At 74.6% G+C, this 13,943-nt stretch carries 16 protein-coding genes; 7 read left to right on the forward strand and 9 right to left on the reverse strand.

The genetic code is table 11. The features are described from left to right. Positions 1-31: 31 nt before the first annotated feature. Positions 32-748: a tRNA (adenosine(37)-N6)-threonylcarbamoyltransferase complex dimerization subunit type 1 TsaB gene (tsaB, locus tag PATMI_RS0122295; RefSeq protein WP_036726277.1), complete on the reverse strand. Its 717-nt coding sequence runs from the start codon at positions 746-748 to the stop codon at positions 32-34. Next, positions 745-1,239: a tRNA (adenosine(37)-N6)-threonylcarbamoyltransferase complex ATPase subunit type 1 TsaE gene (gene tsaE, locus PATMI_RS0122300; RefSeq protein ID WP_084270167.1), complete on the reverse strand. Its 495-nt coding sequence runs from the start codon at positions 1,237-1,239 to the stop codon at positions 745-747. Before tsaE ends, tsaB begins: the two co-directional genes overlap by 4 nt. A gap of 47 nt (positions 1,240-1,286) precedes the next feature. On the opposite strand from tsaE, the gene PATMI_RS0122305 reads away from it, so the two are divergent. Continuing rightward, on the forward strand, positions 1,287-2,720 hold the full coding sequence (locus tag PATMI_RS0122305) for a lipopolysaccharide biosynthesis protein (protein WP_157260921.1): 1,434 nt from the start codon (positions 1,287-1,289) through the stop codon (positions 2,718-2,720). 8 nt (positions 2,721-2,728) lie between these two features. Here the strand turns inward: PATMI_RS0122305 and PATMI_RS35310 are convergent, their stop codons facing one another. From PATMI_RS35310 to PATMI_RS32480, 3 genes are all read right to left on the reverse strand, one after another. After that, positions 2,729-3,460 carry an SH3 domain-containing protein gene (locus PATMI_RS35310; protein ID WP_157260922.1) on the reverse strand — a complete coding sequence of 244 codons (732 nt, stop codon included), beginning with the start codon at positions 3,458-3,460 and terminating at the stop codon, positions 2,729-2,731. A 104-nt stretch (positions 3,461-3,564) separates the two neighbouring features. Then, positions 3,565-4,503: a hypothetical protein gene (locus PATMI_RS32475; RefSeq protein WP_036726279.1), complete on the reverse strand. Its 939-nt coding sequence runs from the start codon at positions 4,501-4,503 to the stop codon at positions 3,565-3,567. Next, on the reverse strand, positions 4,504-5,235 hold the full coding sequence (locus tag PATMI_RS32480) for a uracil-DNA glycosylase (RefSeq protein ID WP_051472158.1): 732 nt from the start codon (positions 5,233-5,235) through the stop codon (positions 4,504-4,506). Between the two features lie 441 nt (positions 5,236-5,676). Between PATMI_RS32480 and PATMI_RS32485 the strand changes: the two genes are divergently transcribed. Genes PATMI_RS32485 through panB form a run of 4 tightly spaced genes read left to right on the forward strand, consistent with a single transcriptional unit; the run spans position 5,677 to position 8,618 of the window. Next, the gene (locus PATMI_RS32485; RefSeq protein WP_245604248.1) at positions 5,677-6,303 is read left to right on the forward strand and encodes a DUF2520 domain-containing protein; all 627 of its coding nucleotides are present in this window, start codon (positions 5,677-5,679) and stop codon (positions 6,301-6,303) included. After that, complete coding sequence (gene panC, locus PATMI_RS32490; protein WP_051472160.1) at positions 6,297-7,226, forward strand: pantoate--beta-alanine ligase; 930 nt, start codon at positions 6,297-6,299, stop codon at positions 7,224-7,226. Before PATMI_RS32485 ends, panC begins: the two co-directional genes overlap by 7 nt. 4 nt (positions 7,227-7,230) lie before the next feature. After that, positions 7,231-7,641 carry an aspartate 1-decarboxylase gene (gene panD, locus PATMI_RS0122330; protein ID WP_026912507.1) on the forward strand — a complete coding sequence of 137 codons (411 nt, stop codon included), beginning with the start codon at positions 7,231-7,233 and terminating at the stop codon, positions 7,639-7,641. A 47-nt stretch (positions 7,642-7,688) separates the two neighbouring features. After that, complete coding sequence (panB, locus tag PATMI_RS0122335; protein ID WP_026912508.1) at positions 7,689-8,618, forward strand: 3-methyl-2-oxobutanoate hydroxymethyltransferase; 930 nt, start codon at positions 7,689-7,691, stop codon at positions 8,616-8,618. A 25-nt stretch (positions 8,619-8,643) separates the two neighbouring features. Here the strand turns inward: panB and PATMI_RS0122340 are convergent, their stop codons facing one another. Continuing rightward, positions 8,644-9,801 carry an AI-2E family transporter gene (locus tag PATMI_RS0122340; protein WP_084270169.1) on the reverse strand — a complete coding sequence of 386 codons (1,158 nt, stop codon included), beginning with the start codon at positions 9,799-9,801 and terminating at the stop codon, positions 8,644-8,646. A 613-nt stretch (positions 9,802-10,414) separates the two neighbouring features. On the opposite strand from PATMI_RS0122340, the gene PATMI_RS32500 reads away from it, so the two are divergent. After that, a complete protein-coding gene (locus tag PATMI_RS32500) occupies positions 10,415-11,047 on the forward strand; it encodes a lytic transglycosylase domain-containing protein (protein WP_051472161.1) in 633 nt (210 codons plus the stop codon). A 31-nt stretch (positions 11,048-11,078) separates the two neighbouring features. Here the strand turns inward: PATMI_RS32500 and PATMI_RS0122355 are convergent, their stop codons facing one another. Genes PATMI_RS0122355 through PATMI_RS0122365 form a run of 3 tightly spaced genes read right to left on the reverse strand, consistent with a single transcriptional unit; the run spans position 11,079 to position 13,282 of the window. Then, positions 11,079-11,696, reverse strand: coding sequence for an acyltransferase (locus PATMI_RS0122355; RefSeq protein WP_026912511.1), 618 nt, complete (start codon positions 11,694-11,696; stop codon positions 11,079-11,081). Between the two features lies 1 nt (position 11,697). Further along, complete coding sequence (locus PATMI_RS35315; RefSeq protein ID WP_051472162.1) at positions 11,698-12,177, reverse strand: SRPBCC family protein; 480 nt, start codon at positions 12,175-12,177, stop codon at positions 11,698-11,700. A 22-nt stretch (positions 12,178-12,199) separates the two neighbouring features. Next, positions 12,200-13,282: a magnesium and cobalt transport protein CorA gene (locus tag PATMI_RS0122365; RefSeq protein WP_026912512.1), complete on the reverse strand. Its 1,083-nt coding sequence runs from the start codon at positions 13,280-13,282 to the stop codon at positions 12,200-12,202. A gap of 133 nt (positions 13,283-13,415) precedes the next feature. Here PATMI_RS0122365 and PATMI_RS0122370 point away from each other — a divergent pair, with 133 nt between their 5' ends. After that, positions 13,416-13,931, forward strand: a complete 516-nt coding sequence (locus PATMI_RS0122370) for a hypothetical protein (RefSeq protein ID WP_026912513.1) — start codon at positions 13,416-13,418, stop codon at positions 13,929-13,931. Positions 13,932-13,943 lie beyond the last annotated feature (12 nt).

A 13,943-nucleotide genomic window follows, 5' to 3' on the forward strand; every position in this document is an offset into this window, starting at 1 on the left:
GGTTCGGGCGAGGTGTGGGGAACGGGAGGGGTCACCGGCGCTCTGCGGTCGGCACGGCGTCCGCATCCCGAACGTACAGGGGCCGTACGTCCCCCGGTGCCCCGACGGGCGACGCGGCCGCCGCCCGGATCAGCGCCGCACCGTCCACCGCGTGGGACGCCGGATCCTCGGGCACCTCGACGCCGGCGCCGGTCAGGACGTCCCGGAAGGCGAGCGCGCCGTCCCCGACCGCGACGGCGGGCGGCGTCCCGAGGTCGGCGAGCGCCGCGGCGAGGCCGTCATGCGGGACCGTCCACGGGACGACGGCGGCGCCCCCGGCGACGCCGTCGGGGAACCAGGTGAGGAACAGCTCCCGCCGGCGGGCGTCCTGGACGACGAGGACCGGCCGACCCTCGAACGGGGCCCCCGGTCCACCGGCGGCCTCGGCGAGCGCGGCCGGTGTGGCGATGCCGACGAGCCCGGCGCCGTGGGCCAGCGCGAGCGCCCGCGCCGTGGCCACCCCGACCCGGATCCCGGTGAAGGTCCCGGGGCCGAGCCCGACGACGATCCGTCCGACGTCGCCCCACCCCGCGCCGACCGCGGTCAGGGCGTCCTCGGCGAGGCCGAGGAGCAGGCGCGTGTGCCCCGGGCGCTCGCCGGCGGCGGGGACCTCGATCCGGGTGGCGGACCGCGCGCCCGGTGCGACCGCGGCGGCGACGGTGGCGGGCGTGGCGGTGTCGAGCCCGAGGACGACGGGGCGGTCGGTCATCGCGCGGCCCGCCAGGTCAACCGGGCCTCGCGCCGGTCGTCGCCGGCGTGCGCGAGCTCGACCTCGAGCGCGACGCGGTCGGCGATCAGCGCCTCCGCCGGGCCGGGCCATTCGACGAACGCGACGACGTCCCCGGCGAGCTCCTCGTCGATCAGGTCCTCGTCGTCCTCCCCCAGTCCGGCGAGCCGGTAGAGGTCGAGGTGCGCGATCCGTACCGCCGCGCCGTCGTACCGGTGGGCGAGGGCGAAGGTCGGGGAGGTGATCCTGCCGGTGGCGCCGAGCGCGGCCGCCGCGCCGCGCACGAGCGTCGTCTTGCCGGCCCCGAGATCGCCCCGGAGGAGGACGACGTCGCCGGCCCGTAGGCGGCGCGCCACCTCGGCGCCGAGGGCCTCGGTCGCGGCCGCGGAGGTCGTCGTGCGCACGTCGTCGGGACCGCCGCCCGTGGCGCCCACCGGCGGATCGCTGTCCGGTGCTCGGCCGTCGGGACGCATCCACGGCGAGTCTACGTCCTCCACCCGTCCTCTACCCTTCGTCGTTCGTGCCGTCCGACGCTCCCACGCCGGTGGACCCAGGACGCCCTGGGGCCCCCGAGCCGTCCCCCGCGCCCGTCGGACTGATCGCCCGGTTGAAGGCGGCCCGCGAGACCGAGACCGGCCGCACCGCCGAGCTCGCCGCGGCGTCGATGCTGAACAACGCGATCCAGCTGCTCTTCACGGTGCTGCTGACCCGCCTGCTCGGCAAGACGGGCTACGCGTCGCTCGCGGCCCTCGTCGCGGCGTTCCTGATCCTCCAGGTCTCCGGCCAGGCGATGCAGGCCGCCGCCGCGCGGGCGATCGTCCGGTGGACGCAGCGCGGCCACCACGAGCCGTACCGCGAGGTCTGGGGCTGGACGCGCCAGGCGCTCCTGCTCTCGATCCTGGCGCTCGTGCTCGGCTGCGTCTTCCGCCAGCCCCTGGCGGACCTGATCGGCGTCGGCCAGCACCCGTGGGCGGCGGCCGTGCTGCCGGTCTCGGGCACGCTCTTCCTGCTCGTGTGCCTCCAGCGCGGGGCGCTCCAGGGGCTCGGCGACTTCGACGCCGTCGGCGGGTCGATCGTGATGGAGGCCGTGCTGCGCCTGGGTGCCGCGATCGTCCTGGTCGCGATCGGCATGGAGGTCACGGGCGCCTTCGCGGCGGCCCCGATCGCGTTCGCCGTGCTCGCGCTCGGGATGGACCGCCGGTTGCGGGCCAAGCACGTCAACGACGAGGTCGTGAGCGACGGGGAGCAGCCGATCCCGCTCTGGCAGCTCGCCCGCTGGGAGCGCACGGTGATCGTCTCGCTGCTGCTCGTGGCGATCATGCAGAACGTCGACACGATCCTCGCCAAGCGCGAGCTCGACGAGTCGGTGGCGGGGTCCTACGCGGCGGCCGCGGTGGCCGCGAAGGCCGTCGTCTGGGTCGCCGTCGGTGTGGCACTGCAGCTGCTGCCGGAGGCCACCCGTCGCGCCGTCGCCGGCGAGGACCCGCACCCGGTGCTCAAACGGGCGATCGCCTTCCTCTTCCTGATCGGGGTCCCCGCGATCCTGATCTTCGTCGCGATCCCGAAGTTCCTGCTCGAGACCGCGTTCGGCCCGGAGTTCGGCTCGGCGTCCGGCGCGCTGCCGCTGCTCGGCATCGCGATGCTGCTCCTGTCGATCACGCTGATGTCCGTGCAGTACCTGTCGGCGATCGGCCGGCACCGGCACCTCGTCCCGCTCCTGGTGCTCGCGGTCCTGGAGGTCGGGTTCCTCGCCCGGCACGGCTGGTCGGCCACGGAGTTCGCGACGATCGTCCTGGTCTCCCAGGCCGTGGCCGCCGCGGTCACCCTGGCGCTGGCGTGGTGGACCTCCCCCGCCGACGGCGTGCGCGCCGCGACGGAGGCGGAGCTCGAGGAGCTCCTGCCGCCGACGACGCCCGCGCGCGGCGCGACGGCCGACACCCCGGCCGTCGGCTGACCGGCTCGTCAGGCGGCGCAGGTCGGGATCTTCGCCTTCGGCGACACCTCGACGTAGGGCGCGAAGACCCAGCGGTCCGTGCCGATGCGGATCCACGTGCTGGAGGTCCCGCTCGGCGTCGTCACCGTCTGCCCCGTGGTGCGGCACTGGACGGTGACCTTCGTGCCGGCGTCGAGCGCGGCGACGCGCGGGGCGGCCGTGCCCGGCGTGCTGCGGACGGCGACCGTGCAGGTCCCGTTCTTCGGGCACTCCCCGACGATCGTGCCCGCGACGCCCCCGGCGGGGAGGACCGCGCTGCCGGTGCCCTCGCCCGTCCCGGTGCTCGTCCCGTCGCCGGTCTCCGTCGTGGTCCCGACCGCCTTGCCCGGAGACCGCCAGGTCCGAACGGTCGACGTGGCGCGGATGCGGCCGGTCGCGTCGCGCGCCTGGACGGTCAGGGAGACCTGGGTCGCGCGCGGGACCCGTGACGCGTCCCACCCGATCGCGAACCCGTTGGACGCGACCTCGTCGACGCCGAGCCTCCGCGTCCGCACGACGCCGTCGGCCCCCTTCCAGCGTCCCCGGAAGACGACGGAGCGCGTGGCCGCCGACGCCTTCGCGGTGAGCTGCAGACGGGGCACGGAGGTGGTCGGCTGCGTGACCGACAGCGAGACCGGCGCGGGAGCGGCGTCCGCGGACCCGGCTGCGACGAGCAGCACGGCGGTGGCGGCGGTGGAGACGGCGAGACGGGACCGAGACATGAGCTCCGGCGTTCGCCACCGGCCGTCGTCGTCCTTCCGCCGCACGGCACCGTGCAGGCGCGCCCGGTCGGCGCGCGCCGCCGGCCCGCCGCGAGCGGTGCCGATCAGCCGGGTGCCGCGGCGCCCGACGGCCCGGCCGCGGACGCCGCCGCACCCCGGTCCCGTGGCCCGCGGAGCCCCCCGAAGAGCAGGAGGGCGACCGCGATCGGCACCGTCGCGGGCAGCGTGTCCACGACCTCGAACAGCAGGTCGAAGAGCAGCGAGAGGACGAGCGTGGCCCCCGCGGCCGCGAACTGCCGCCGCCGGCTCGCACCCTCCGCGGCGAGCACCGCCCCCAGGACGCCTGCCACGAAGACGTCGCCGTAGCCCATCGAGGCGGTGCCGAACTGGACGAACTGCAGCCGCGGCAGGTCGGCGGCGGGGACGGCGGCGTTCAGCGCGTCGTTCGGCTTCTCCAGGCCGCCCGAGAACACGAGCACCGCGTCGATGACGGCCATCGCGACCAGGGCGATCCGGATCCAGGCGAGCGGCGGCACGGCCTCGAGGACCCGGCCGGTCGCGACCCGCACCCGCCCGGCGACCTGCGCCGCGCCGTGGTCGGGCAGCGGTGCCGACGCGTCCGGCACCGGGACCCCGCCCACGACGCCGACGAGGAGCCGTCCGAGCGTCACGCAGCTCAGCGCGGTGATCGCCAGCGCGGCGGCCTGGCCCGCGCGCTCGCCCTCCGCGGTGATCGCCACCACCAGCGCGGGCACGGCGAGCACCGCCAGCCACGGACGGGCCCCGCGGGCGCCCCACCCGACCGCGGCGGCGGCCAGGGGCGGCGTGGCGATCAACGCGAGCCACGTCAGGCCCACCGCCGCGCCCGGGAGCACGGCGAGGACGCCCACCACGACGGCGATCGAGAGCGGGAGGACGAGCGACCACGCACGACCGGCGAAGCGGTGCGCGAAGGCGGGCAGCCCGGCGGCGGGCAACGCGACGAGCAGCGCCTGCACGGCCACCAGGACGGCGTTCCAGCCGGAGTACGGGAGCGGGCCCATCTAGGCCGGGCCGTCGATCTCGAAGAGCCCGAGCTGCCCGCGCGGGTCCTCGTCGACGGGGGGCGTGACGCCGCGGTCGGTCCCGCGGGGAGGGTCCGGGACGGGCTGCGGCGGCTCGGGGAGCTCCACGAGCCCCGGGACGAGGGCCAGGTCCGCACGGAGCACGTCGACGAGGCGCGGCTCGTAGAGGGCGGCGTCCGGGTGGTGGACCGGGAGCAGCCGCACGGTCCGGGTGCCGAGTCGCCGGACCTCGGCGCGGCCGTGGAGCGTCTTGATGCTCCCGGGATCCTCGCGCAGGAGCTTCGTGGCGAAGTTCCCGAGGGTGCAGACGACCTTCGGGCGGACGAGGGCGATCTGGGCGTGGAGGTGCTCGCGGCAGTGCGAGAGCTCCTCCGCCAACGGGTCGCGGCCCGACGGGGGCCGGCACTTCAGCGCGGTCGTGACGTACACGTCCTCGCGCCGCAGCCCGATCTCGCCCAGCAGGTCGGTCAGCAGCCGCCCGGGGGCACCGACGAGCGGGAGGCCCTGCTGGTCCTCGCTGCGCCCCGGGGACTCGCCGACGAACAGCACCTCGGCGTCGGGGTCGCCCGCGCCGAAGACCACCGTCGTCCGTGCGGCCACGAGCTGGGGGCAGCGGACGCACGACCGGGCCCGTCCCCGGGCCGCCGCCAGGTGCAGGCGACGCTCCGCCGCGGTGGGCGGCGGTGCGGGAGCGGACGGCGGGGATCCCACGACGGACGAGGCTAGCGGGCGGGGTCCGCGGCGGCGGAGCACCCGCGGCCGGCGGGGTCGCCGGACGGACCGCACGCACATGATCCCGAAGCCGAGGTAAAACCTGGGAACCCTGACCTGGTTTCACTCCGTTGCGTTCTCCGCGCGGAGTGCTACAACTCAGGAAGGCCGTCACCACGTTCGTGGGACGGACCTGCCGCAGCACCTGCACCACACCCTCGTACCACGCGACCGGCATCCCCTACGGGGAGCTGGACCGGAGACCTGATGGACCTGCGTCCACGCGCATCGCACGATGCGCCCACCCCCCGATGTTCCGTCGTTGGACGGGGCCGACTCGGCACGACGCTCGCGCGTCACCTGGCCGACGCCGGGATCGACGTCACGGGGCCGCACGGCCGCGCGCACGACGGTGACGACGCGACCGTCGTCGTCCTCTGCGTGCCGGACGCCGCGATCGCCGACGCCGCGGGCGCGATCACCGTCCGTCCCGACCGCCTGGTCGGACACTGCTCCGGTGCGACGACCCTCGCCCCGCTGGCACCGCACACCGCCTTCTCGCTCCACCCGCTGATGACCGTGCCCGACGGCCGCACCTCCCTCGCCGGCGCTCCGTGCGCGATCGCCGGCTCCTCGTCCGCCGCCCTCGCGCTCGCCGAGCGGCTCGGCACCGCCTGCGGGATGCGGCCGATCCGCGTCGACGACGAGGACCGGGCCGCCTACCACGCCGCCGCCTCGATCGCCGCGAACTACCTCCTCGCGGTCGAGGACCTCGCGGCCCGCGTCGCCGAGGACGCCGGGCTCGACCGGGCGGCGCTCGCCCCGCTCGTCCGCGCCGCGGTCGACGCCTGGCAGGACCGCGGTGCCGCCGACGCGCTGACCGGCCCGGTCGCCCGCGGCGACGACGCCACGGTCGCCCGCCAGCGCACCGCGATCGCGGGCCGCCTGCCCGCCGCGGACCTCGAGCTGTTCGACGCGCTGACGGCCGCGACCGTGCGCCTCGCCGGCCGCGCCGCCGCGCCGGCCGACGACCGGACGCGGGTGGCCGCCGGGAGCGTCCCGTGCTGACGGTCCGCACCGTCGCCGAGCTGCGCGACCTCGTCCGCGACCGGCGCCGCAAGGGCGGCATCATCGGCCTCGTGCCGACGATGGGCGCGCTGCACGAGGGGCACGAGTCCCTGATCCTGGCGTCCTCCAAGCGCGCGACCTGCACCGTCGTCTCGATCTTCGTGAACCCGCGGCAGTTCGACGACGCGTCGGACCTCGCGGCGTACCCGCGCACCGAGGAGCGCGACGCCGCCCGGGCGTCCGCCGCCGGCGCGGACGTCCTGTTCGTGCCCGACGTCTCCGAGGTCTACCCCGACGGGTTCGGCACCGAGGTGCGCGTCACGAGCCCGCTGACCGGCCGCCTCGAGGGGGCCCACCGCGGGACCGAGCACTTCGACGGCGTGACGACCGTGGTGCTGAAGCTCCTCAACATGGTCGCCCCGGACGTCGCGTTCTTCGGCGCGAAGGACTACCAGCAGGCCCTCGTCGTCCGCCGGATGGTCGCCGACCTGAACCTCCCGGTCGAGATCGCCACCCGGCCGACGGTCCGCGAGCAGGACGGCCTCGCGCTCTCCAGCCGCAACGTCCGCCTGTCCGCGCAGGAGCGCCGGCAGGCCGTCGCGATCCCGCGCGCGATCGCCCGGGTCGTGGAGGCCTTCGACGCCGGCGAGCGCGACGCCGAGGTCCTCACCGGGCGCGCCGTCTCCGAGCTCGCGGACGCCGGCCTCACGCCGGAGTACGTCGCGATCGCCGATCCGGCGGACCTCTCCCCGGTCGCGACCGTCGTGGCGCCGGTCGTCCTCGCACTGGCCGTCCCCGTCGGTCCGGTCCGCCTGATCGACAACACCACCTTGACCCCCGTCCTCAGCGACTCCCCCGTCCCGACCCTCACGGGTTCCGGGCGCGCGGGGGGCTTCGTCCCCCATCCCTCCGAGAAGGGTTGACCCCATGCAGCGCACGATGCTCAAGTCCAAGATCCACCGGGCGACGGTGACGGACTCCGACCTGCACTACGTCGGGTCGATCACGATCGACCCCGACCTGCTCGAGGCCGCCGACATCATGGTCCACGAGCAGGTGGCCGTCGTCGACGTCGACAACGGCCAGCGCTTCGAGACCTACACGATCGTCGGCGAGCGCGGCTCGGGCGAGGTCAAGGTCAACGGCGCCGCCGCCCGGCTCGTCCACAAGGGCGACACCATCATCGTCATCAGCTACGCGCAGTACTCGCGCGAGGACCTGGAGCACTACGAGCCGGTCGTCGTCCACGTCGAGCGCGGCACCAACCGCATCATCGACGTCGACGACGCCGTCGCGACGCTCCTCACCGAGACCGACCGGGTGAGCACGGTCGCCTAGGCGCCGCGCTCCCCACACCCTCACCCCTCCACTCCGGAGACCACCTCATGTCCGCCAGCCCCCGCACCGTCGAGAACACCACCATCGACCGTGCTCCCGTCACCGTGACCTCGCTGCTCCAGCAGAAGCGGCAGGGTCGCAAGATGGTCATGGTGACCGCCTACGACTACCCCTCGGCCGTCGTGGCCGAGCAGTCCGGCGTCGAGATGGTGCTCGTCGGCGACAGCGCCGCGACCACCGTCCTCGGCCTGGACTCGACGGTCCCGGCGACGATGGACGAGCTCCTGATGCTCGGCAAGGCCGTCCGCCGCGGGCTGAAGGCCACGTTCATGGTCTCCGACCTGCCGTTCGGCTCGTACGAGGCGTCGGACTACGAGGCCGTCAAGAGCGCCCAGCGGTTCGTGAAGGAGGCCGGCGCCCAGGCGGTGAAGCTCGAGGGCGGCGGCGTGATGATCGACCGCGCCCGCGCGATCGTGAACGCCGGCATCCCGGTCGTCGGCCACCTGGGTCTGACCCCGCAGACCGCCAACGCGCTCGGCGGGCTCCGGGCCCAGGGCAAGAAGGCCGAGCAGGCCGCCCAGATGGTGCTCGACGCCCTGGCCCTCCAGGACGCCGGGTGCTGCGCGATCGTGCTGGAGGCGATCCCGGCCGCCGTCGCCGAGGAGCTCATGCCGCTGATCGAGATCCCGGTCATCGGCATCGGCGCGGGCGCGTCGACCGACGGCCAGGTGCTCGTCTGGCACGACCTCCTCGGGCTGCTCGAGGGCCACACCGCCAAGTTCGTCAAGCAGTACGCGAACCTCCACCACGAGATGGTCGCCGCCGTCGCGTCGTACGCCGACGAGGTCCGCGACGGCGTCTTCCCCGGTCGTGAGCACACCTACGCGATCCCGCCGGAGGAGCTCCAGCGGTTCCAGGGCTCGCTGGCCCAGATCCACGGCGCCGAGCCGTCCGAGGTCGAGGGCCACCCGGCCTGAGCGACCCCGTCGCCCGCGCCGCCGCTCAGGCGGGCGCGGGGGACGCGTCTCCCGGGGACGTCCCCGGGTCCGGCGGTCCACCCGCCGCGCCGTCGTCGTCGCCCGGACCCTCGGGGTCACCGTCGGGCCCCGCGGCCTCGGCCTTCAGCTCCTGCCGGTATGCCCACCAGGCCTGCACGCCGATCTGGAGCGACGCCGCCATCGGCACCGCGAGCAGCGCGCCGATCACGCCCAGGAGGCTGCCGCCGAACAGGACGGCGACCATCACGCCGAGCGGGTGCACGCCGACGGCGCGCCTCTGGATCCGTGGCTGGATGATCGTGTTCTCGACCTGCTGGTAGACGACCGCCCAGACGACCCAGATGATCGTGGCGGTCGGGAAGTCGTGGAAGAGCGTGACGATGCCGACGATGACGGCGGCGATCGTCGCGCCGATCATCGGGATCAGGCCGAACAGCGCGACGGTGACGGCCAGCGGCGCCGCGAACGGCACGCCGAGGATCAGCATCACGACGTACGCCAGCGTGCCGGCGATCAGTGCCTGCAGGACGGCGCCGCCGATGTAGGCACCGACGGCCGCCGCCATCCGGTCGAGGACCCCGCGGATCCGGTCGGCGTGGTCGGGCGTGCCGATGTCGAGCAGCGCGTCGATCCACCGACGGCCGCTGCCGAGCAGGAAGATGCTGAGGATCAGGATCGTCACCGCCGCGAAGACGGAGTTGACGATCCCGAGGCCGAGGTCCCCCAGCCACGACGCGGCGTCGCCGACCCGGGCGGGCAGCTTGTCGGCCTGGTTCTGGAGCTGGTCGACGAGGTCGAAGTCGTCGTCGAGCTTGCGCAGCGTGTCGTTGCCCTGGACGTAGTGCTGGACCTCGTCCGCGTAGTGCGGGGCCTGGTCGATCAGGTCGCTGGCGGCCCGGACGAGCGGCGGGATCACGATCAGGCCGACGAGCGCCGGGATCAGCAGGACGCCGACGTAGACCGCGGTGACGGCGAGCCCCCGCGGCATGTGCTTCTCGAGCCGGCCGACGGGACCGGAGACGGCGACGGCGATGAACCCGGCGATCGCGAGCCACGAGAGCGGCCCGCGCAGCAGGTAGATCAGCGCCAGCGCGGCGAGCACCGCGAGGATCGTCAGGGTGGCCGCGAGGACCGTTCGGGGGATGCTGCGACCTGGTTCCACGGGGACCTCCGTCGGTGTGGCGCCCTGACGCTACCGCGGGGCGCCGACGGCGCGATCGGCGGGGTGCCGGCGGCACGGCCGGCGAGGACCGTGGTGCCGGGGCAGGGCCCGCAACATCAGGTGCAGCGGGGGCCCCCGGGTTGCGGGCCCGGGCGCCGTGCGGGAGAACCGACGGGCCCCGTCATCCCCCACCCGAAGGAGGCGCGCGTGTCCCCCAACGCGTTCCCACGCCGGGCGGTCGTGCTGTGCTGCGCGTGCGCCCTGGCCGCCGTCGCCGCACCCGCCGCCCACGCCCAGCCGCTGCACCAGGTCGTCGCAGGCGAGAGCCTGTCGCAGATCGCCGCGGTCAACGGCCTCTCCCCCGCCGCGCTCGCGGCCGCCAACGGCGTGCCCGTCGACGCCCCGATCCGCGTCGGACAGGTCGTCAGCATCCCCGCCCGCGCCGGGGCGTCGGCGCCGCCGGTGACCGACGTCGTCGCGACGCCGGCGTCCGCGGGGTCCTCCTCCGGCGCCGGGACGGGGACGTCGACCGCCACCACGTCGTCGACCGGCACGGCCGCAGCCGGGTCGTCGACCGGCACGGGCGCAGGCCCGGCAGGAGCGTCGTCCGCCGGTGGGGTGGTCGTCCGGCCCGGGGGACACGCTGAGCGCCATCGCCGCGCGGGCCGGGGTCTCCGTCTCGGCCCTGGCCGCGCACAACGGGCTGACCGCGTCCGCGCTGCTGCCCGCCGGTCGACGTCTGTCGCTGCCCGCGGCGGGCGCCGCGACCTCGTCCTCCGAGGCGAGGGGGACCGCCTCCGCCACGCAGGAGCAGGCTCCCGGTGCCACCGGGGTCGCCCCGAGCTCCGGGGTGCGCGTCAGCGGCTCGCAGGTCGGCTCCGCCGCGGCCGCCAACGGCGTCCCGACGGCGCTGGCCCGCGCGATCGCGTGGCAGGAGAGCGGCAACGACAACGGCGCGGTCTCGTCCGTCGGTGCGCGGGGCGTGATGCAGGTGATGCCCGACACGTGGACGTGGATCGACCGCAACCTCTCGTCGCGGACGCTCGACCCGTCGTCGGCCACCGACAACGTGCAGGCCGGCACGCTCTACCTCCAACACCTGCTGCAGGAGACCGGCGGCGACCAGGACCAGGCCGCAGCCGCCTACTACCAGGGGCTCTCGTCGGTGCGCCGACGCGGCATGTACGACGACACGAAGCGGTACGTGGAGAGCGTCCGGGCGCTGCGGGCGCGGTTCGGCGGCTGAGCCGGCCGGTGCCGGCGGGCGCGCCGGTCGGTCAGACCGCCGGACGCTCCGCCCCGGCGTAGGTGATGCTCCGGATCACCTTCGCCGGGGAGCCCGCCGCGATCGAGAACGGCGGGACGTCGGCGGTCACCACCGAGTTGGCGCCGATCACGCTCCGGCGCCCGATGGTGACGCCGCTCGTGACGACGACGTTCGCGCCGAGCCACACGTTGTCGCCGATCCGGGTCGGACCCTTCGTCGTGAAGCCCTGCCAGGGCACCGGGGTCTCCGGGTCCTCGAACCGGTGGCTGCCGTCGGTGATCAGGCAGCCGTTGGCGGCCATGCAGTGCTCGCCGATCTCGACGAGCCCCTCGCTGGCGATCATCACGCCCTGGTTCAGGAACGTGCCGCCCCCGATGCGGACGCGGCCGTGGTCGCCGGCGGTGATCCACACCCCCGGCTCGAGGAAGACCTGCGGCCCGAGCTCCAGTCGACCGTCGAGGAGCATCCCGAGGACGTCGCCGTTGAGCCGCCCGCGGGCGAACGACTCCCGGCGCGCGAGCTCGACCGCGAGCCGCGCGCGGTTCCAGGGCCGCTGCGGCCGCGTGTACCACCGCCACTTCGTGACCCACTGCGCCGCGAGGCGCCGGTCGAGCGGCGGGACGGCCATCTCAGCGCAACAGCTTCTTGATGCCGCTGATCGCGAGCGTGTTGCCGGGCCGCAGCACCGGGGCGAGGAGCCCGAGCGGCAGGCGCGCGCCCTTCAGCGGCGCGAACGCCATCGTCCAGGTCAGCTCGGTGCCGCCCTCGGACGGCACGAGCAGGAAGTCCTCGATCAGGGCGTCGACGACCCTGCGGCTCTGCCCGACGACCCGGAACGTGGCCCGTCGGTCGGTGTCCCAGCGGTAGAACTCCTCGTCGAGCGTCAGGAACTTCCCGATCCGGAGGCGCCGGACGGACCCCGCGACGTGCGGGCGCGGCGTCTGCCACTCGAGCCGGTCGATGACCGGCAGCCACGACCACATCTCGTCGCTGCCGAGGACCTCCCACACCTCGGACGGCTGGGCCCGGAGCTGGACGGAGCTGCGGACGACCAGCGGCGCGTCCTTGAGGAACGCGTCGTCGACGTGGCGGAGGGGGTGGGCCGGCATGCGGCGGAGCATAGCCGCCGGGTCAGAGCCACCCGGCGCGCCGCAGCCGGGCGTAGAGGAACCCACAGATCGCGATCGTGATGACGAGCACGAGCGGGTACCCGAGGTCCCATTTCAGCTCGGGCATGTGCTCGAAGTTCATGCCGTAGAGCCCGAAGATCATCGTCGGCACGACCGCGATCGCGGCCCACGCCGAGATCTTCCGGGCGTCCTCGCTCTGGCGCAGGGAGATCTGCGCGAGGTTGGCGTCCAGGACGCCCGAGAGGACGTCGTCGATGGCGTTGACGGCCTCCGCGTCGCGCTCGAGGTGGTCGAGGACGTCCCGCAGGTACGGGCGTGCGCGGTCGGGCACCGGGAGGTCCTCGTCCTCGACCAGGCGGGTCAGCGGCGTGACGAGCGGGCCGACCGCCTTCTTGAACGCGATGACCTCGCGCTTGAGGCGGTAGATGCGCTCGGTCGGGTTGTTCCGCTCGTCCGAGAAGACCATCGCCTCGACCTCGTCGACGTCGTTGTAGAGCCCGTCGAGGACGTCGGAGTACTCGTCGACGACCCGGTCGACGATCGCGTGGAAGACCGCCCCGGGACCGCGCTCCATGCGGGTCCGGTCGTTCTCGAGGTCCTCGCGCAGCGCGTGGAGCGGGACGGGCGCGCCGTGGCGGATCGAGACGACGAACTTCGGGCCGACGACGAGCATCAGCTCGCCGACCTCGACGTGCTCGGTCTCGTCGACGTACCGCGCGGTCTTCATCACGAGCGAGATCAGGCCGTCCTTCGCCTCGAGCTTCGGCCGCTGGTGGGCGTGGATCGCGTCCTCGATCTGCAGCGGGTGCAGGCCGAACTGCGCCCCGATCGCCTCGACCGCCGCGGGCTCCGGGTCGTGCAGGCCGATCCACACGAACCCGTCGCGCGAGCGGTGCGCGCGGTCCATCGCCTCGGTGAACGGGACCGTCCCGCCCTTGCGCTCGCCGTTGTCGTAGACGGCGCAGTCCGTGAGCGCGTCGTCGATCGACTTGGCCTCCAGCGCCGTCGGCGGGCCCTGCGGCTGGAGCCGCGAGCGGTCGGCGCGACGATGGCGGAGGGAGCGGTAGGTCGGAGGGCGGCGCATGGCGAGGGGTGTCCGGCGACGTCCGGGACCATACGCGTCCGCGGCCCGGTCGTTGCACCGTGCACGGGATCGTCGCCGCGGGCGCGCCGCGGCACGCGGCCCCGTCCTCCGCCCCCGGGCGTAGGATCGGCCGATGCGAGTCCCCGCGCTGCCCATCGCCGTCGTCACCACCGCCGCCGTCGGCGCGTTCGCCGCGGCCGCCGTCGCGCAGACGACCGAGCCACCCCCGTTCGAGCCCGAGCCGACGACGACCACGACGCCGACGACCACCGAGCCCGCGCCGCCGGCCGACTCGAGCGCGCCGGTCGTCGCCGTGGCCCTGCCGAAGACCCGGACGGGCTCGAAGATCAAGAGCCTGCGGGTGACGTTCAAGGACCCCGACACGAAGGTCGAGTTCACCCAGGTCGACGTGAAGCGCCGGATCCGCCTGAAGCAGGGCGTCCGCGACCAGGCCTACAGCGGCACCAAGTGGTTCACGACGATGAGCACGTCGAAGTACTCGATCAACCCGCCGGTCGGCAAGCACTCGATCTCGTACACGCTGAAGTTCAAGAAGGGCCTGCCGGCCGCCCGCTACTGGATCAAGCTCCAGGCCCAGAACGAGCCGGGGAAGCAGCGGACGAAGACGATCAGCTTCCGGACCCGCTGAGGTCCGGGGGCA

The organism is Patulibacter minatonensis DSM 18081, assembly GCF_000519325.1.
GTDB classification, from domain to species: domain Bacteria; phylum Actinomycetota; class Thermoleophilia; order Solirubrobacterales; family Solirubrobacteraceae; genus Patulibacter; species Patulibacter minatonensis.